Source organism: Thermocrispum municipale DSM 44069, from assembly GCF_000427825.1.
In the GTDB taxonomy this organism is placed as follows: Bacteria; Actinomycetota; Actinomycetes; order Mycobacteriales; family Pseudonocardiaceae; genus Thermocrispum; species Thermocrispum municipale.
The window spans coordinates 20,924-37,916 of sequence record NZ_ATYT01000019.1 but is presented as its reverse complement, the minus strand read 5'-3'; the positions used below and the strand labels follow the sequence as shown (position 1 = coordinate 37,916).

At 67.0% G+C, this 16,993-nt stretch carries 16 protein-coding genes and 1 tRNA gene; 5 read left to right on the top strand and 12 right to left on the bottom strand.

All coding sequences use genetic code 11. The features are described 5' to 3' along the window. Positions 1-21 precede the first annotated feature (21 nt). On the top strand, positions 22-765 hold the full coding sequence (locus tag YWM_RS0114565) for a pseudouridine synthase (RefSeq protein ID WP_028851339.1): 744 nt from the start codon (positions 22-24) through the stop codon (positions 763-765). Positions 766-769: 4 nt separating this feature from the next. Here YWM_RS0114565 and YWM_RS0114560 read toward each other — a convergent pair whose 3' ends face one another. Together YWM_RS0114560 and YWM_RS0114555 are read right to left on the bottom strand one after the other, a co-directional pair. Further along, entirely contained in the window at positions 770-1,948 is a 1,179-nt protein-coding gene (locus YWM_RS0114560) for a cation:proton antiporter (protein ID WP_028851338.1), read from the bottom strand. Between the two features lie 3 nt (positions 1,949-1,951). After that, on the bottom strand, positions 1,952-2,434 hold the full coding sequence (locus YWM_RS0114555; protein ID WP_028851337.1) for a cation:proton antiporter regulatory subunit: 483 nt from the start codon (positions 2,432-2,434) through the stop codon (positions 1,952-1,954). 107 nt (positions 2,435-2,541) lie between these two features. Between YWM_RS0114555 and cmk the strand changes: the two genes are divergently transcribed. Genes cmk through der form a run of 3 tightly spaced genes read left to right on the top strand, consistent with a single transcriptional unit; the run spans position 2,542 to position 5,386 of the window. Continuing rightward, a complete protein-coding gene (gene cmk, locus YWM_RS0114550; protein ID WP_028851336.1) occupies positions 2,542-3,240 on the top strand; it encodes a (d)CMP kinase in 699 nt (232 codons plus the stop codon). Further along, the gene (locus YWM_RS23785) at positions 3,237-3,923 is read left to right on the top strand and encodes a lysophospholipid acyltransferase family protein (RefSeq protein WP_043661155.1); all 687 of its coding nucleotides are present in this window, start codon (positions 3,237-3,239) and stop codon (positions 3,921-3,923) included. Before cmk ends, YWM_RS23785 begins: the two co-directional genes overlap by 4 nt. Then, positions 3,920-5,386 carry a ribosome biogenesis GTPase Der gene (gene der / locus YWM_RS0114535; protein ID WP_425426559.1) on the top strand — a complete coding sequence of 489 codons (1,467 nt, stop codon included), beginning with the start codon at positions 3,920-3,922 and terminating at the stop codon, positions 5,384-5,386. Before YWM_RS23785 ends, der begins: the two co-directional genes overlap by 4 nt. Positions 5,387-5,466: 80 nt before the next feature. Here der and YWM_RS23780 read toward each other — a convergent pair whose 3' ends face one another. Then, entirely contained in the window at positions 5,467-5,661 is a 195-nt protein-coding gene (locus YWM_RS23780) for a hypothetical protein (RefSeq protein ID WP_245566048.1), read from the bottom strand. 174 nt (positions 5,662-5,835) lie between these two features. Further along, positions 5,836-6,105 (bottom strand): hypothetical protein, encoded by a 270-nt coding sequence (locus tag YWM_RS0114525; RefSeq protein WP_028851333.1) that lies wholly within the window; start codon positions 6,103-6,105, stop codon positions 5,836-5,838. A 200-nt stretch (positions 6,106-6,305) separates the two neighbouring features. On the opposite strand from YWM_RS0114525, the gene YWM_RS0114520 reads away from it, so the two are divergent. After that, positions 6,306-6,380 (top strand) — tRNA-Pro (locus YWM_RS0114520). Positions 6,381-6,934: 554 nt separating this feature from the next. Here the strand turns inward: YWM_RS0114520 and YWM_RS26205 are convergent. The 8 genes from YWM_RS26205 to YWM_RS0114480 form a co-directional block, all read right to left on the bottom strand. Then, on the bottom strand, positions 6,935-8,932 hold the full coding sequence (locus YWM_RS26205; protein WP_156914786.1) for a hypothetical protein: 1,998 nt from the start codon (positions 8,930-8,932) through the stop codon (positions 6,935-6,937). Beyond that, positions 8,929-10,056 carry a 5'-methylthioadenosine/S-adenosylhomocysteine nucleosidase family protein gene (locus tag YWM_RS0114510; RefSeq protein WP_245566047.1) on the bottom strand — a complete coding sequence of 376 codons (1,128 nt, stop codon included), beginning with the start codon at positions 10,054-10,056 and terminating at the stop codon, positions 8,929-8,931. Before YWM_RS0114510 ends, YWM_RS26205 begins: the two co-directional genes overlap by 4 nt. Positions 10,057-10,070: 14 nt before the next feature. Then, complete coding sequence (locus YWM_RS0114505) at positions 10,071-10,793, bottom strand: NUDIX hydrolase (protein ID WP_028851331.1); 723 nt, start codon at positions 10,791-10,793, stop codon at positions 10,071-10,073. A gap of 304 nt (positions 10,794-11,097) precedes the next feature. Continuing rightward, positions 11,098-12,345, bottom strand: coding sequence for a CaiB/BaiF CoA transferase family protein (locus YWM_RS0114500; protein ID WP_028851330.1), 1,248 nt, complete (start codon positions 12,343-12,345; stop codon positions 11,098-11,100). After that, a complete protein-coding gene (locus YWM_RS0114495) occupies positions 12,342-13,259 on the bottom strand; it encodes a hydroxymethylglutaryl-CoA lyase (RefSeq protein ID WP_028851329.1) in 918 nt (305 codons plus the stop codon). The genes YWM_RS0114500 and YWM_RS0114495 overlap by 4 nt, the downstream gene beginning before the upstream one ends. Beyond that, entirely contained in the window at positions 13,256-13,726 is a 471-nt protein-coding gene (locus YWM_RS0114490) for a hypothetical protein (RefSeq protein ID WP_028851328.1), read from the bottom strand. The genes YWM_RS0114495 and YWM_RS0114490 overlap by 4 nt, the downstream gene beginning before the upstream one ends. Beyond that, positions 13,723-15,357: a GMC family oxidoreductase gene (locus tag YWM_RS23775; protein ID WP_043661152.1), complete on the bottom strand. Its 1,635-nt coding sequence runs from the start codon at positions 15,355-15,357 to the stop codon at positions 13,723-13,725. The genes YWM_RS0114490 and YWM_RS23775 overlap by 4 nt, the downstream gene beginning before the upstream one ends. A gap of 20 nt (positions 15,358-15,377) precedes the next feature. Beyond that, on the bottom strand, positions 15,378-16,862 hold the full coding sequence (locus tag YWM_RS0114480) for an aldehyde dehydrogenase family protein (RefSeq protein WP_169720993.1): 1,485 nt from the start codon (positions 16,860-16,862) through the stop codon (positions 15,378-15,380). Between the last annotated feature and the right edge of the window lie 131 nt (positions 16,863-16,993).

The following is a 16,993-nucleotide window of genomic DNA, read 5'->3' as shown; positions in this document are numbered from 1 at the left end:
AGACTTCCACTGAGAGCGAGCATGGCCGACAAGCAGAACGTCGAAGGTGTCCGCTTGCAGAAGGTGCTCGCCCGAGCAGGCGTCGCTTCGCGCCGGGCAGCCGAAGAACTCATCGCGCAGGGACGGGTGAGCGTGGACGGCGAGACCGTGCGCGAACAGGGCAGGCGCGTCGATCCCGAGCGCGCGGTCATCAAGGTGGACGGCCGGCGCATCGAGGTGCGTTCCGGCATGGTGTACCTGGCGCTGAACAAGCCGGCCGGTGTGCACACGACCATGCGTGACGAGCGCGGCCGCCCGTGCGTCGGCGACCTGGTGCGCGACCGCCCCGAGCGGCTCTTCCACGTCGGCAGGCTCGACGCCGACACCGAAGGCTTGCTGCTGCTGACCAACGACGGCGACCTGGCCCATCGGCTGATGCACCCGTCGTTCGAGGTGCTCAAGACCTACCTGGCCGAGGTCGAGGGCGCGGTGCCGCGCACCCTGGGCAAGCAGCTGCGCGCCGGGATCGAGCTGGACGACGGGCCGGTCGCGGTCGACGGCTACAAGGTCGTCGACAAGCTGTCCGGGCGGACGCTCGTCGAGGTGGTGCTGCACGAGGGCCGCAACCGCATCGTCCGCCGGATGTTCGACGCCGTCGGCCACCCGGTGCGCAGGCTGGTGCGCACCGCGATCGCCGACGTGCGTCTCGGTGACCTCAAGCCCGGCACGCTGCGCGAGCTGACCCAGCAGGAGATCTCGTCCCTGCACGCCGTGCTGGAGCAGTGACCCGTCAGGCCGCCGTGGGTGCGGTCGCCGGCTTCATGACGCGCTGAGCTACCGGCTCGGCCACCCTGGCCACGATCGGGCCGAGGACTGCCATCAGAAGCACGTAGGCCGTCGCCAACGCCGCGAGCTGTGGTGGCGCCGCGCCGGACGACACGGCCAGGCCCGCGATGACGATGGAGAACTCACCGCGCGCCACGAGTGCTGCTCCGGCACGGACGCGGCCTTTGCGGCCGACTCCGGATCTCGCCGCCGCGATCCAGCCGGTGGCCATCTTGGTCGCTGCGGTGACCACCGCCAGGATCAGCGCGAAGACCAGGACCGGCGGGATGTCGCTCGGGTTGGTGCTCAGACCGAACGCGACGAAGAACATCGCCGCGAACAGATCACGCAACGGCTCCAGCAGCTGCGCGGCGGTGTGCGCCGCCGGGCCCGCGATCGCGATGCCCAGCAGGAAGGCGCCGACGGCCGCGGAGACCTGCAATGCGGCCGCGATACCCGCGACCAGCAACGCCGATCCGAGCAGCTTGAGCAGGAAGATCTCCCGATCCTCCGAGTAGAGCACCGCGGAGACGAACCGGCCGAACTTCACCGCGATCAGCAGGACGCCGGAGACGACGAACAACGAGATACCCACCGTCGTCAGTCCGGCAACCAGGCTGACGCCGCCCAGTACGGCGGTGAGGATGGGCAGATAGAGCGCCATCACCAAGTCTTCGAGCACCAGGATGGCCAGCACCACCGGCGTCTCGCGGTTACCCATCCGGCCCAGGTCGCCCAGAATCTTCGCGATGATGCCGGACGAGGAGATATAGGTGACGCCGGCCATCACGAGTGCGCCGACCGGGCCCCAGCCCAGGATCAGCGCCACGACGGCACCCGGCAGAGCGTTCAACACCAGGTCCACCGCACCGGCCACCCAGGAGCGTTTCAGTCCGGTGACCAGTTCCGCTGCCGAGTACTCCAGGCCGAGCATGAGCAGCAGCAGAACGACACCGATCTCGGCCGCGAGCTCGGTGAACGAATCGATGTGCAGTTCGACGACGCCGCCGTGGCCGAAGAACAGTCCCCCCACCAGATAGAGCGGGATCGGCGACATCCCGATGCGTTGCGCCAGCCTCCCCAGTAAGCCCAATCCGAAGAAGACGGCACCGAGCTGGATCAACTCAAGTGCGGTGCTTCCCACGGATCAGCCCTTCTTCAGCAACTTCGCAGCGGCAGCCAAGCCCTCGGCGGTGCCCACGCACACCAGCAGGTCACCTGCGGTGAAGGTGAGTTCGGGACCGGGCGACGGCAGCACCTGACCGGCGCGCATGACGGCAACGATCGACACTTTCGTACGAGTTCGCATCTCGGTATCCCCCAGCGTGCGTCCGTCGAAGGGAGAACCCTCCGGGATCGGCAGCTGCTTGGTCATGATGCCGGGGACGTCGCGATGCTCCTCGGTGAGCTGGGCGACCAGCTGCGGCGCGCCGAGCAGGTTGCCCAAGGTCGCCGACTCGTCCGTGGTCAGCGGGATGGATGCAAGACAAGCGTCCGGGTCGTCGGTGCGTGACACGATGAGCTCGATGCCGCCATCGCGATGGGTGATCACGCCGATGCGTTTGCCTGCCCTGATCGCGAAGTCCTTGCGCACACCGATGCCGGGTAGCGGGGTGACTTCTACGTTCACGTGCCTAACGTATCCCAGCCGCACGTGGTGTACAGCAGCAGGCAGAATGAACCACCGGGTTTCAGCCGAGGAAAAAGGGAGTGACCGTGACTGCAGTGCTGCGTGGCGTGGTCGCGTTGGACGGCCCGTCCGGCACGGGGAAGACCACCGTTGCCAGGCGTTTGGCGCAGCGACTCGGGGCTGGTTACCTGGACACGGGCGCGATGTACCGGGCCGTGACGGTCGCGGCGCTGCGCTCGGGGGCGGACCTGAGCGACGGTGAGGCCTTGGCCACAGTCGCCGCGAAAGCCGATGTCGTGGTCGGCACCGACCCATGTTCGCCTTCCGTGAAACTGGGGGAGGAGGACGTCAGCGCGGAGATCCGCGGCGAGCAGGTCACGGCCTCGGTCTCCGCGGTCGCGGCCGTCCCGGCGGTGCGCGAGCGCCTCGTCACGCTGCAGCGCGAACTGATCGCCGCCGGGCTGGAGTCGGCAGGCGGCATGGTCGTCGAAGGCCGCGACATCGGCGCGGTCGTGGTTCCGGATGCCGGGCTGAAGGTGTTCTTGACCGCCGATCCCGACGTGCGCGCGGCGCGTCGCGCGGCGCAGGACAGCGCGGCAGGCCGTCCGGCGGAGCAGGCGTCGGTGCGCGCGGCGGTGGATCGCCGGGACCGGCTGGATTCCACCAGGGCGGTCAATCCGATGCGGCCGGCGGAGGACGCTGTTCATCTGGACACCAGCGAGCTCGACATCGAGCAGGTGGTGACCGCATTGTTGGAGTTGTTGTCCCAGCGCGACTTGTTGGACACCACCGGAGCGCCACAGTGAACGACTCGGGTCTGCCTGCGGGAGCGAGCCCGCTGCTGCACGACCTGGCGCGGGGGATAGCCCGGCATCTGTACCGCCCTGCGTACCGCATCCGCGTGCACCACGTCGACCGCGTGCCGAGGACCGGCCCGGTGGTGCTGATCGCCAACCACACGTCGCTGATCGAGCCGCAGCTGATCTTCGGGCTGGTTCCGCGGCGTTCGGTGTTCTTGGTCAAGGAGGAGCTGTTCGACTCGCTCGGCGGCCTCACCGGCACGTTGCTGCGCCGGATCGGCCAGTTGTCGGTGCGGCGCGGCGAACCCGACCGCACGCCGCTGCTGGACGCCGTCCGGCTGCTGCGCAGCGGTGGCTTGGTCGCGGTGTTTCCCGAGGGCACGCGCGGTTCCGGTAATGTCGAGAAGGCTGAACACGGTGCGGCCTGGTTGGTGCGCGCATCGGGTGCGCGAGTGGTGCCGGTGGCCGCTCGTGGCACGGCGCGCCCGCCGGGGAGCAGGCGACGCTTCCGGCCGACCGTGGATCTGCTGTTCGGCGAACCGTTCACCCTCGAGGTGGCGCGCGGCCGGGAAGGTTTGCTGGCCGGAACGGAGACGTTGCGGTCCCGGCTCGCGGCGACCGTCGCCGAGCTGGACAAATGGCGTGCCGGGGCGGGTCGTGCTGCCCCGGGCAGGAGTGAGGCCCTATGAGCGAGGAGTACTCCGTCGGCGAGATGCCGGAGGTTCTCGGGGACATCGGCGGCACCTGGGAATCGGAGTCGGAGTTCGCCGAGGTCGACGCCGCAGGCGAGGCGTCGGCGGCCGACGACGGCGAGCAGCTGCAGGCGCAGCCGGTGGTCGCGGTGGTCGGCAGGCCGAACGTGGGCAAGTCGACGCTGGTCAACCGGATCCTCGGCAGGCGGGAAGCGGTCGTGCAGGACACGCCGGGCGTGACCCGGGACCGGGTCGCCTACGACGCCGCGTGGGCAGGGCGCCGCTTCACCCTGGTCGACACCGGCGGCTGGGAGCCGAACGCCAAGGGCTTGCAGGCGGCGGTCACCGCGCAGGCCGAGCTGGCGATGTCCACCGCGGACGTGGTGCTGCTGGTCGTGGACGCCACCGTGGGCGCCACGGCGACCGAGGAAGCGGTGGCCAGAACCCTGCGGCGTTCGAAGCGCCCGGTGTTGCTCGCGGCGAACAAGGTGGACGACGAACGGCTGCTCCCGGACGTGGCGGCGCTGTGGAACCTCGGGCTGGGGGAGCCGTACCCGGTGAGCGCGCTGCACGGCCGCGCGTCCGGTGATCTGCTGGATGCGGTCGTGAAGGCACTGCCCGACGCCCCTCCGGAGCGTGTCGTCACCGGTGGCCCGCGCCGCGTGGCGTTGGTCGGCAAGCCGAACGTGGGGAAGTCGAGCCTGCTCAACAAGCTGACCGGGGAAGACCGCAGCGTGGTGCACGAGGTCGCCGGTACCACGGTCGACCCGGTGGACTCGATCGTCGAACTGGACGGCGACAAGTGGCGTTTCGTCGACACCGCAGGCCTTCGTAAGCGGGTGCGTACCGCGCGGGGGACGGAGTACTACGCGTCACTGCGCACCAAGTCGGCGATCGATGCCGCTGAGGTCGCGGTGGTGCTGCTGGACGCCAGCGAACCGATCGCCGAGCAGGACCTGCGAGTGCTGAGCATGGTGGTCGAGTCGGGGCGCGCCTGCGTGCTGGCGATGAACAAGTGGGACCTGGTCGACGAGGAGCGGCGGTCTCAGCTCGAGCGCGAGCTGGACCGGGGCCTGAAGCGGATCCCGTGGGCCGAGCGGGTGAACATCTCGGCGCTCACCGGGCGCGCCGTGCAGAAGCTCGCCCCGGCCATGCGCAGGGCGCTGGCGTCGTGGGATCAGCGGGTGCCGACCGGGCAGCTCAACGGGTGGCTGTCCGAGCTCGTCGCCGCGACCCCGCCGCCGGTTCGGGGCGGCAAGCAGCCGAAGATTCTGTTCGCCACGCAGGCGTCCACGCGGCCACCGACGGTGGTGCTGTTCACCACGGGGTTCTTGGAGGCGAGCTATCGGCGCTTCCTGGAGCGAAAACTGCGGGAACGGTTCGGGTTCGTGGGTAGCCCGATCCGGATCAACCTGCGGATCCGGGAGAAGCGTCCGCGGAAGTCGGCGAAGAAGAAGTAGCGGTGATGCCGGCTTCGTCGGGGCGGCCGCCGACTGGTCGGACGCCCCGACGAAGCGGCACGTTTCGCCGAGCGGGCTTGTCAGGCCGCGGGCGCGATGTTGAGCGCTGCCCGGCCCGCCTCGGTCAGCACGGCGGGTACGCGCTCGCCCGCGCGCCCCTTCCGTACCGCGGCGATAAGGCCACGACGGACCAGTTCACGCGCGGTGGCCTGATCGCAGAAGGCCAACCCGTCGATGAAGAGGTCCGGTACGCGGCTGCAGGTGAGTTCGGCCATGTTCTGGGCCACCGCTCGCAGGGTGGCCCGCTCTCGATGGTTCAACTCGACGACCGGCCCAGACACGGTCGCGCTCCCTTCCTGCTTCCCGACCTGTCGCCGGGATGTTGCCTTCCATTAAAGCCCGTGATACCTAGATCACACTGTCTCAATGTGGCCGACGACACAAACGTGTCACGCTGCTTGCCCGGATTGCGGTATAGCGCCGAGCGCCGCGCGGCCCACGTCGGTGATCTCCGCGGGGACCCGTTCGCCTGCCGAACCGGGGCGGCTCGGCCTGATCAGGCCACGATGAGCAAGGCGGTGGACGGTGCTCTGGTCACAGCACGCGAGCCCGTCGATGAACAGATCCGGCTCCACGCTCAGGGTGATCTCGGCGCCGCCGCGAGCCACCGCCCGCAGCGTCGCCCGCTCCCGATGGTTGAGTTCGTCGCCCCCGGTCATCGCTGTGCCTTTCCCCGCTGGTCATCGACGCCTGTGTGACGTTGTGTCGCCGGACACAGTTCCGTCGTTAACCGAATGGAGCAGCCGGACGGCATCCGACGACCGGTTGAGACTCGTTGGTGATCATTTCGCGACCTGTCCTGGCGGCCCCGGGGTCACCCGGATGTCGGCAGCCCGCAGACGCTAGGCTGGGCGGCACACGGGCTGTGGCGCAGTTTGGTTAGCGCACTTGACTGGGGGTCAAGGGGTCGCAGGTTCAAATCCTGTCAGCCCGACGGTGTGATGGAGGGCCGCTGACTACCAGGTCAGCGGCCCTTTTCGTGCCGGGCGGTGCGTGGGTCGAAAAGATCAACTTCGGCTCTCTCCTGTGGGCATTTGCGGGGCGGCGGATCCGGACCGCGGGCGCGCAGTGGGGTGCGGACAGGTACTTATGGAGCAAATCCCCAGCGTCGGTAACCGACTGACGGTCTGGGTGCGGTACCGCTGAGTGGTGGTGATCGAGTCTTCTGTAGGTGATGAACAGGCACTCCTGCGTCGGCAAGCCTCGTCAGAGCGGTGTGCCGTAGGTGGTGCCGTCGCAGTTGCTGATGGCCGAGAGCTGACACGACCTCGTCCCAGTGGGTGGCGTCGCGGAGAACGGCACGGCGATTCGTCCGCCTCGTGGTCTGGTGAAGAGCCGCGCATCCGGCGAGCCGTCCGTTTCCGCAATCTTGCGCTTTACGGCCTCTCGAACCTCCAAGGCACGTGGGGGAGGACCGACTCGAGGACAGGTGGTGGCAAGACGCTGTGAGTTGCGAGGCGATGCGTGCAAACTAGGTTGACGAGAGACTCACAGCCGCTCAACGCCATGCTGTAGCCACGGCCTGCCCTCAGCGGCAATGCCCTCCAAGAGGTGCAGCGTGTGCGAGAAGCCTGCGGATTCGAGGTCGACACGCACTGCCTGCTCATCGTCCCTCCCCGGTGGTTCCCTGGGTGTCTCGATCGCGTTCCACGTTCGTCCCACAGTGATGGTCCGTGTGGGACCGTTGGTCAGAGTCAACGAGAGGGAATGACTCAGGTCGGGCGACTTCGTGACATCGATCGATGAAATCGCGTCGAATCGGTAATTTCGACGTTCTTCCCCGGCGTATGTTGCTTTGTGGAAATTCAAAACAGTCTCGAACTCACGCACGCCGTCGCGAGATATCAATATCAGAAGCACTCGATATCGGGAATGTCGCGCAGGTCCGCCCTTTTCGCGTTGCGTTTGGCAAGGGCGTTCAGCGGTAAGCAAGAAACTGTGATCGATCACGTCGCTCATGCGCAGCTTGTAAACATTTAGTGCGTGCGCCAGAATCATGGTTTTATCGGCATTGAGCCAGGTTTCAATTTCGAGGTCGCTGGGCCGTAGAGCGGCGAGGCGCTGACGCCATTGGTTGTACTGCTCCGTGCGTTCGGTAAGTGTTTGCCGAAAGTTCCTTATGGCGTCCTCGTACGTTTGCCAGTCGGCGAGGTGGTGGAGCCATCCGACGACAACAGGCCGGCTGCAAGCGATGATGATACTGGTAGCCGCAAGGCTTGCGAAATCAAGGGTCTTGATCGCATGAGTGACGATAAAGAATAGTGCCACGACGCAAGCGGAGGACGATACCATGCAAGCCGACACCGTCTTCAGTGGTGGTGAGTACTTGTCGCGATACGTGTGAAGGCTGCCGCTCAGGTAGCGATCTCTCGTTTTCTGCGCGATACTTCGAATTAGCCAATTTATTTGGCCGGGTTTGATTCTTTGCTCGCGGTATATGTCGGCCAGTTCATTGCCGAAGTGCAGGCGGATCCCAGCGCTTTTGGCGAGCCATTGATCGACCGTCAAATTACGTGGGTGATATTTCGCAAAAAAGTAGTCGAAGTGCTCGTGGACCTGTCTGGTGAATCCATTCGGTGGTGCCGTGTTGATTCGCGGCGTTCCGTGGTGTATGCGGTCCTGTTCGATGATGGTGTCGATGTGGAACTTCCATCGAGCGCCTGAGTACAGTGCAGGGAATGCCGCGATCGCCGCGGTCAGGTAACTTAGTGTGGGCCACAGGGCGAGTTGAGTCAGGATTCGCGCGCCGAGAAAGCCGAATACGATAACAGCCGTAATTGACCATACAATGGTTCGTGTGCTAGGTAGCGTTTCCGGGCGAGCAGGGCGCTTAGCTCGCGGTCTGGCAGGCTCCGGCTGAAAGAATGCCCATGCGCGTCCAGTTCGATCATTGGCCAATTGCTCGCGTTTGGCGGATTCTTTGCGATTGTCCCAGAGTGCATCGGTTACGACGCTGTTCAACGTCAGGTTCAGGTGCTGTTGGATCGCTGCCTGCAAATCTTCAGGTAGATCGTAGAACAGCTTCAGGCCGCACTGATGATCTGGCTGATCTCTGCTGTTGGGCTGCGCCAATTGGAATACGGCCTTCAGGCCGGCGGACCATCGGTCTTCCGGGATATCCCGTAACTGCTCTTCAATGTGCTCAAGTTGCTTGCGATCGCTAGTTGTCAGATCGCGGATAGAGCGTTTGCTGAATATTGCGAGCGCGAGATGAAAGTAGACTTCAGCGGACGACAAGCCGTCAGATATTGCTTCCTCGAAATACCTGCGAGCGCCAATCGGATTTCCGCCGGCCAGACAGCGCTTCCCGTAGTCCAATTTGCCTGATGGGCTCAGGGGAATCTTGGATATATACGTGTAGTTGTTGATGATGGAAGTCGAGTTTTCGACGTTTTGATTGACGATTGAGGTCGAACCTTCGACGTGGTCACCTTGGATGCCTGCGATGTGCGCTTCGTTATGTACTTCTCGAGAACCCGTGTTCATGGCAACGCCCCCGCGGCAGTGAGGAGGACAGCCACGTTGGCGGCGACGTCAACGACGTCAATCGCAAGTCCTCGTAGGCGTTTCAACGACATGACGACGCGGCTCTTCGCATCCGGGCCGCCCGCGCTGAGCGCGGACTCGGCCTGGTCAATTTCGGCATGCGCGGCTTGGAGAGTGTCGGTGTCAATGGCTCCCGTTGCCCGAGCATTGTCGAGCTGCGCTCTGAGCGATCGCAGCTCCGCGACGAGGTCAGACGCGGATTGCGGCAGCTGGGGAGTGTTTTGGATGACGACACTTCGGTCGATGTGAACGCCCTGGATGCCTGCCGGGCCGTGTGCGACGTTAGTTACCTTCAGTTTGCCCTGGTGGGGAATCTCGGACGGCGTCGTCACGCTGCGGCTCCGTTCGCTGAGTTCGCTGGCGAGTTGTACGGCGAACGCGGCGGCTGCTCCGGCTGCCCGTGGCTGCCACCGGCGGTCGTTGGTTGATCCTTTGCTTCCGTCTGCCCGGTCACTGAGGCCGCGTACGACTCCCACCGAGACGCCGGAGAGGTGGCCCGCTTGGGCGACTCCGGCGCCTTCCATCTCGAACGCGTAAGCGTCGTTGAAGTGTTCGCGAACCCAGATGGCGTCGTAGGAGACGCGCGAGTTGTGCACGACTTCGCCAGCGGCGATCGGTCCGAAATGCACTGTCGGTTTCGGGGCGGAAAGGGGCAGTCGGGACGTCCAGCTTCCGGACCGGGCGATGTGAGTGGCGATCTGGTGCAACTCGTGCGGAATTTCCCAGGAGCGTGGCCGAGCTTTCGTACCATCGTCTTCGCTGGTAGCGCCGTGATACGCGTAAACGCGGGTGGCGACCACTACGTCCCCCAGTGGCAGATCCCACACAGCACCCGCAACCCCGGAGAACAGCAGGACGCCGGGAGAGAAGTGCTGGATCGCGCGCTCTGCCAATACGGCGGCACTGTTGTTACCGGTACCGACAAGGCCGAGTACGACTCGATCGCTCGTGCCCCGCACAGTGCCAATCTCGAACCGAGTTCCCCGTGGATGGTGGTCAGTCTCGATGTCGGTCAAGTGGTGACGCAGCGCGTCATATTCGACGTTGAGTGCGGACAGAATCACGACCGGATCCCGTGTCATCGATTCCCCCAAGTGGCGTGCGGGCGGGTGATGGGCGGTTGCAGAACCTTGCTCGGTCCAGCGCGGAACAACTTGGCTGGCCGGCCTCTGGTGGACCGCCGGCCGGCCTCAACCGGGACGATGAAGCCAGGAGCGTGCTGCGCTTTGCGGTAGAAGTTGCGCGGATCCAGCCGTACTCCCCATACGGCCTCGTAGACCCGCTGGAGGTCGGCGATGGTGAATGTCTCGCCGCAGAATGCGGTGGCAAGTGTTGTTCGTTCCAGTTTGCTTCGAGCGCGTTCGATGCCTTCCTCGAGAATGTGATGATGATCGAATGCCAGCGTGAGTCGTCCTGACGTCACGTCATCCACCAGGCGCCACGCTGCGTCCGTGACGTCGCCGCCGGCGGATGGTTCGGGTAATTCTGGCGATATGGCGAGGTAGGCGATCGAGATCACGCGCCCCCGCGGATCACGCTCTGGGGCGCCATAAGCTCCCAGCTGCTCGAGGTGGAGATTCTCAGGATCGAGGGCGGTTTCCTCCTGCAGTTCGCGATGTGCAGCAGCGAGGAGGTCCTCCTTGTCGTTGTTCAGGAAACCTCCTGGAAGCGCGTAGGTGCCGCGAAACGGATCGATGCCGCGCTCGGTGAGCAGGACGTGAAGCTTGGCTTCGCGGAGCGTCAAGATCACAAGATCGACGGCTACGAGGACCCTCGGCGGCGCCCACTTGTTGTCAAGCACCTTTCAACCGTGGCTTACTGTCAGAGTGACAGGAACCGCCAAGTAGGTGGTTCCGCTGCGAGCGTCGAGTGAACTGCCAGGCCGGACAGGAAGGCCGCCGTGCGTTCGCGTCTACCTGACGACCCATCCGCTGAAGCGGGAGATCTCGTGCCGCGTCCCTTATGCGGCCACAGTGCAGGTCCGGTCCCGGAGTTGACGCGAGGAAGCACGGCGATGCCGTCAGCACCTGGCCGGATGAGAGTGGGAGGAGGCTGCAAGGTTCGCACGGATGGAGTGCGAGGCTGCCGGGTTCGCGCGGGTGGGGTCACCGGCCGCTGTCGGCCGCTTCTTCGCGCATCCGGTCGATGTCCTCCCGCGTCCAGCCGAGCAGGCCACACAAGACCTCTTCGTTGTGCTCGCCGAGGTCCGGGCCGACGGATCGGACGGGCAGCGAAGTGCCGCCGAGCAGCGGGACGATGCCGGGAAAGGCCACCTCGCGCTCCTCGCCGTCCACCTCCACCGGTAACTGTTGGATCATCGCGCGGGCGCGGAACTGCGGGTCGTCGGTGATGTCGGCGGCGGACATGATCGGTCCGGCCGGCACCCCCGCGGAGTCGAGGATCCTCAGCACGTCGGCACGCGGTAGGGAAGTGGTCCACGCGGTGATCGCGTCGTCGAGCTCGTCGCGCCGGGCCCAGCGTTGGGCGTTGGTGGCCAGGCCGGGGTCGTCGGCGAGGTCGGGCCTGCCGATGGTCTTCATGTACCGCTTGAAGATCGCGTCGTTGTTGCCCGCGATGACGACGTAGCTGCCGTCGGCGCACGGGTAGGCGTTGGTCGGTGCGATGCCTTCCATGCGACCGCCGACGCGCTCCCTGCGGACGCCGTAGGCGGAGTGGTCCGGCACGAGGGATTCCATCATCGAGAACACGGCCTCATGCAGGGCCACGTCGATGTGCTGGCTCACCGGCGACGGGCCCTGCCGGCCTGCCGCGCGCGCCGATTCCCGCTGGAACAGCGTCATCATGACCCCAAAGGCCGCATAGAGGCCTGCGATCGAGTCGCCGATCGAAACACCCACTCGCGCCGGAGGCCGGTCGGGTTCGCCCACGAGTTCTCGAAGGCCTCCGTAGGCCTCGGCGACGGCCGCGAAACCCGGGCGCGCGGACAGCGGCCCGGTCTGGCCGAACGCGGAGACGCGGGCGACCACGAGCTCGGGGTTGGCCTCGGCGAGCGTGGCCGCGTCCAACCCCCAACGGTCGAGTGTGCCCGGGCGGAAGTTCTCGATGAGCACGTCGGATTTCGCGACGAGGTCGAGCACGGCACGCCGTCCCCGCGGCGTCCGCAGGTCGAGCTCGATCGACCGCTTGTTGCGGTTCACCGTTCGGTACAGCATCGACGTCTCGCCGGCGTAGAGCCGCCAGTTGCGCAGCTCGTCACCGGTGCGGGGGCGTTCCACCTTGATCACGTCGGCACCGAAGTCGGCGAGCATGCGCCCGGCCGTCGGCGCCGCGATGTAATTGCCCAGCTCGAGGACGCGGATTCTCTCGAGCGGCAGGGGAGTGCGGCTGGTCATCGCAAACTGCCTCCGGGGAAGTCACCGGCCCGGGCAAGCAAACCCTGCACCGGGCTGTCCAACTCGTCGGCAAGCCAGGTGGCGACCCGCGTCATCGCGGGAATCTCCAGGCGCGTCCCGATGTCGACGCCGTCGCGCTGCAGGAGATACGTGAGGTCCTCCGTCGCGATGTTGCCGGTCGCGGCCGGAGCGAACGGGCAACCACCGAATCCGCCGATCGAGGCGTCGAGCGCGATCGTCCCGAGGCCATCGAGTGAACTGGCCACGGCAGCGTTGGCGTACCCCGTGTTGCGCGTGTTGTGGAAGTGGAAGCGGATCCGGGGCACCCGGCTGTCGCGGCGGACGAGCTCGGCCATGCGTGACACCTGGCCGGGGACACCGACGCCGATCGTGTCGGCGAACGCGATCTCGTCGATCCCGAGGTCAGCCACCCGGTCGTAGACGTCCCGGACGCGCGACAGCGGCACGTCGCCGGCGAACGGGCACCCGAACGCCACGGCCAGGGTGACCGACACGCTCATACCGGCGTCACGACCGACGGCCGAGGCGGATGCGGCGTGCTGGAGCATGCCGTCCACCGTGGTGTTCTGGTTTCGCGCGCAGAACTCGTCCGTCACCGGCACGACGATGTTGATTTCCGAGCACGCGGTCGCCGCCGCACGCTCGGCCCCTCGAGCATTCAGCACGAGGCCGATGTAGGTGACGTCGTCCCGGACCGGCAGCTGCGCCAGGACCTCTTCCGCGCCGGCCATCTGCGGCACCCGGTCCGGGCGAACGAAACTGACCGCCTCCAGCCGCCGCAGACCAAGGTCGACGAGACGGCGGATCAGCTCGGCGCGGGTGTCGATGTCGAGCGTGCGCGCCTCGTTCTGCAGGCCGTCCCGCGGGCCGACCTCGACAAGTTCCACGCTCATGCCGCTCCTCCCGCGGGTCTCCAGTCGGTGGGCCGATAGATCGGACCACGGGCGCGAACCGGGTCGAGCAGGCCGCCGGGTGCGTACTCGGGCTGCGGTGAACCGTCCTGCGGTTCGCCCACCTGTCCGGCGTAGTTGAGCCAGCTCCGTGCCTTCGGGCTGAGCAGGTACGCGCCGGCGATCACGAACGTCAGCCGCGAGAAGTCCTCGGGGCGCTCACGTTCCAGCCGCTCACACCACTGCCTGGGGTGGTCCAGGTTCGCCTCGGCCAGCAGAGCACGAAAGCCCGCGTGCAAGTCGGGGCGAACGGCGAAGAACTCGTCGATGAACCGAGTCGCGACCGCGGCCTGGTCCGCCGACGGTCCGGATGAGCCTTCGGGGATGAGGGTCTCACCGAGGAGGTAGACGGCCTCGCGTTCGTCGTCGGTCAACATCGATTGGTCGAGGCCGCTGGGTGCGTCGGTCATGCGGTGACTCCTGAGCGCATGTCGGTGCGGGACAGTTGTCCGTGCCGGAGCAAGGCGTCGCTGAACCAGAGCGCGAGTGCTGCCTGGGTCGCGGCCGGGTTGACACCACCGGAGGTGACCCAGGTGCTCGAGTCGAAGATGAACAAGTTGGGGATGTCGTGCGTCCGCCCGAACCGGTCGGTGACCGAGCGCGCGGGATCGGTGCCCATCACCGCCGTCCCCATGAGGTGCCAGCCACTGGACCGCACGTGGGGGCCGACGACCGTTTCGCGCGCACCGGCGGCCTCGAACGACTCCACCGCGCGCGCCAGGTGGAACTCCATCAGCCGCTTGCTGTTCTCGTCGACGGTGTAGCTGAGCTTGGCCCCGGGCAAGCCGTCGGAGTCGACGTGCTCGGACGACAGCGTGACGGTGTTCCGCTCGTCCGGCAGGTCTTCGGCAACGAGGCTCCACATGGGCGCGTGGCCGAACCGGCGTGCCAGCGTGTGGTGGAAGTGCTCGAACCACATCGGCTCGCGCGACTGGGCCCAGGGATACGAACGGGTGAGCCCGAGCGGCCCGCCGGTGGGTTGCAGCCCCCATTTCGCACCCCGGACGAAGCCACGGGACGGGTCGGACTCGTAGAAGTGCATCGACTGGATCTGCTGACCCCACGAGCCCGAGTGGGTGGCCAGGTCCTCGTCGAAGATGCCGGCGACCGAGCCGAACGGGTGCATCATCAGCCGCTTGCCCAGCAGTCCCGACGAGTTCGCCAACCCGTCGGGGTGCTCGGCGGTGGCGGACATCAGCAGGAGGCGTGGGGTGCCGATTCCGTTGGCGCACATGATCACCGCGCGCGCTTCCACCTTGTGCAGCGCGCCGCGCCGGTCCAGGTACTCCACGCCGGTGGCCCGGTCGCCGCGGACGAGCACGCGCGTGACGCGGGCGCCCGTGCGCAGGTCGGCACCGCGCTCGATCGCCGCCGGCCAGTGGGTGATGTCGGTGGACGCTTTGGCGCGCTCCGGGCAGCCCTGCATGCAGGCGGCGTGCTGCCGGCACGGGTTGAGCATGCGGTAGTGACGGGTGGAGATCGCGTTGGTGCCCGGCCACCAGTGCCAGCCGAGCTCGTTGAGCGCCTTGGCCATTCGCCTGCCGGATGCCCGGATGGGCACGGGCGGGTTCGGCGGCCCCTCGCCTGCCGGATACGCCGGATCGCCTGCCAGCCCGGACACCCCGAACTGTCGCTCGGCCTCGACGTAGTAGGGCTCGAGGTCTTCGTAGCTCAGCGGCCAGTCGTCGGCGACGCCGTCGTGGCTGCGCACGCGAAAGTCGCTCGGCGTCATCCGGTGCCATTTCGCCGAGTACAGCACCGTGCCACCGCCCACGCCGTTCCACATCAGCGCGGAGATGTCCGACGTGCTGTCGTCGACCGGGTAGTCGGCCGGTGCCCGGCGGACGTTCGGGTCGCGAGCCCAGTAGCGGTCGGCGGTGATTTCGAAGTCGGGGAAGTCGGCGCGGGCCTTGTCGTAGTCGGGCCAGTCACCCTGTTCCAGGCACACCACGCGAAGCCCGGCCGCGGTCAGTCTGGCCGCGGTGACGCCTCCGGCGAGGCCTGCGCCGACGATCACCACGTCGGTCTGGTCGCTGCTCATCTGTTCCTACCTCGGGGTCGTCATGCGGGCAGGCGGACGGTGATGACCTTCTCCACGGACATCTCGCGCATGGCGGATGCGGGGCCTTCCTTGCCGAGTCCGCTGGCCTTCACACCGCCGTAGGGCATGTTGTCGGCGCGGAAGTTGGACGAGTCGTTGATGTGCACGCCGCCGCTCTCCACACCGCGCGCCACGCGCAACGCGGTGTCGATCGACGCGGTGAACACCCCGGTCATCAGCCCGTAGGGGGTGGAGTTGGCGAGCGCGATCGCTTCGTCCAGGTCGTCGTAGGGCATGACGGCGACGACGGGACCGAAAGCTTCCTCGTGGCAGAGGCGGGCAGGCTCGCGGACACCGAGCAGCACGGTCGGCCGGAGCTCGCCGTCGACCACCCCGCCCGTCACGACCTCCGCGCCGTGCGCCGTGGCGTCCTGGACGAGGTCGGCGACCCGGCGAAGCTCTGTCGGCGCGACCAGCGTGCCGACGACGGTCTCGGGATCGAGCGGATCGCCGGTGGGCAGCGCGGCGACCTCGGCACCGATCCGCTGAGCGAGGTCGGCCGCGATCGAGGACTGGGCGAGCACCCGCTGCACGGAGATGCACGACTGACCGGTGGCTGCCATACCTCCTGTGGCGCAGGTACGGGCGGCCAGCTCCAGATCCGCGTCCGGCTCGACGATGGTCGCCGCGTTCGAACCGAGCTCCAACACGACGCGCTTGAGGTGGCGGCCGGCGCGCTCGGCGATCTTCGCGCCGATCGCGGAGCTGCCGGTGAAGCTCACCAGGCGAACCAGCGGGTCCTCGCACAGCGCGACGGCGACGTCGGGTCCACCGTTGAGGACGCTGATGGCTTCCGCAGGCCAGCCGTTGGACACCACGGCGTCGGCGAGCACGACCGACGTGAACGGGGTGCGCTCGCTCGGCTTGAGCAGGACCGGGCAGCCTGCCCCGACGGCGGCGGCGATCTTGTGCACGGCAAGCAGGAGCGGGAAGTTGAAACCGGTGATCGCGGCGACCACTCCCACCGGCTCCCACACGGTGAACGCCAGTCGCCCTGCCCCGACGGGGACTGCGTCGACGGGGATCTCCCGCCCGCCGAGTTCGGCGACGGCGTCGGCCGCGGCTTCCAGCGTGGCGATGCAGCGTTGCACCTCGCCGCGGCTGTCCCGCAGCGATTTCCCGACCTCGAGCGTCAGCGAGACGGCGAGATCGTCGGCATGCTCGCCGAGGTAGCCGGCCGCGCCGCGAAGAATCTGCGCGCGTGCTCGACGCGAGAGCGCGGCACAGGTTTTGCATGCACTCTCCGCCGCTGCCGCGGCGTTCGCCACGATGCGCGCGTCCGCGTGGACGGCGGAGCGGCCACCGTTCGGTGACGCCGGAGACGGCACCTCGACGATCTGCCCGGCGGTCGTCGGCCGACCGGCCACGACCAGCGGCAACGGCCCGGCTCCGGGGCGGAGCATCGAGGCGTCGGGAAGGGTTGGCGGCGTTGTGCTGTCCGGCATCGGTGTCCTCATCGTCGTACCCGCTATTGCATGCAATATGCCGCCCAATGGGCGCCAAAGTCAACTGAAATCCGAGTTATTGCATGCAATACTGCGTGCAGCGCGCCGGGGACGGCGAGCGAGGGCAGAGT

Coding starts and splice junctions, on each gene's coding strand:
- der (WP_425426559.1), top strand. CDS start 3,920: ATGAGCGAGGAGTACTCCGTCGGCGAGATGCCGGAGGTTCTCGGGGAC.
- YWM_RS0114480 (WP_169720993.1), bottom strand. CDS start 16,862: ATGCCGGACAGCACAACGCCGCCAACCCTTCCCGACGCCTCGATGCTC.
- YWM_RS0114500 (WP_028851330.1), bottom strand. CDS start 12,345: ATGACCAGCCGCACTCCCCTGCCGCTCGAGAGAATCCGCGTCCTCGAG.
- YWM_RS0114495 (WP_028851329.1), bottom strand. CDS start 13,259: ATGAGCGTGGAACTTGTCGAGGTCGGCCCGCGGGACGGCCTGCAGAAC.
- YWM_RS0114525 (WP_028851333.1), bottom strand. CDS start 6,105: ATGACCGGGGGCGACGAACTCAACCATCGGGAGCGGGCGACGCTGCGG.
- YWM_RS23775 (WP_043661152.1), bottom strand. CDS start 15,357: ATGAGCAGCGACCAGACCGACGTGGTGATCGTCGGCGCAGGCCTCGCC.
- YWM_RS0114565 (WP_028851339.1), top strand. CDS start 22: ATGGCCGACAAGCAGAACGTCGAAGGTGTCCGCTTGCAGAAGGTGCTC.
- YWM_RS26205 (WP_156914786.1), bottom strand. CDS start 8,932: ATGAACACGGGTTCTCGAGAAGTACATAACGAAGCGCACATCGCAGGC.
- YWM_RS0114490 (WP_028851328.1), bottom strand. CDS start 13,726: ATGACCGACGCACCCAGCGGCCTCGACCAATCGATGTTGACCGACGAC.
- YWM_RS23780 (WP_245566048.1), bottom strand. CDS start 5,661: ATGGCCGAACTCACCTGCAGCCGCGTACCGGACCTCTTCATCGACGGG.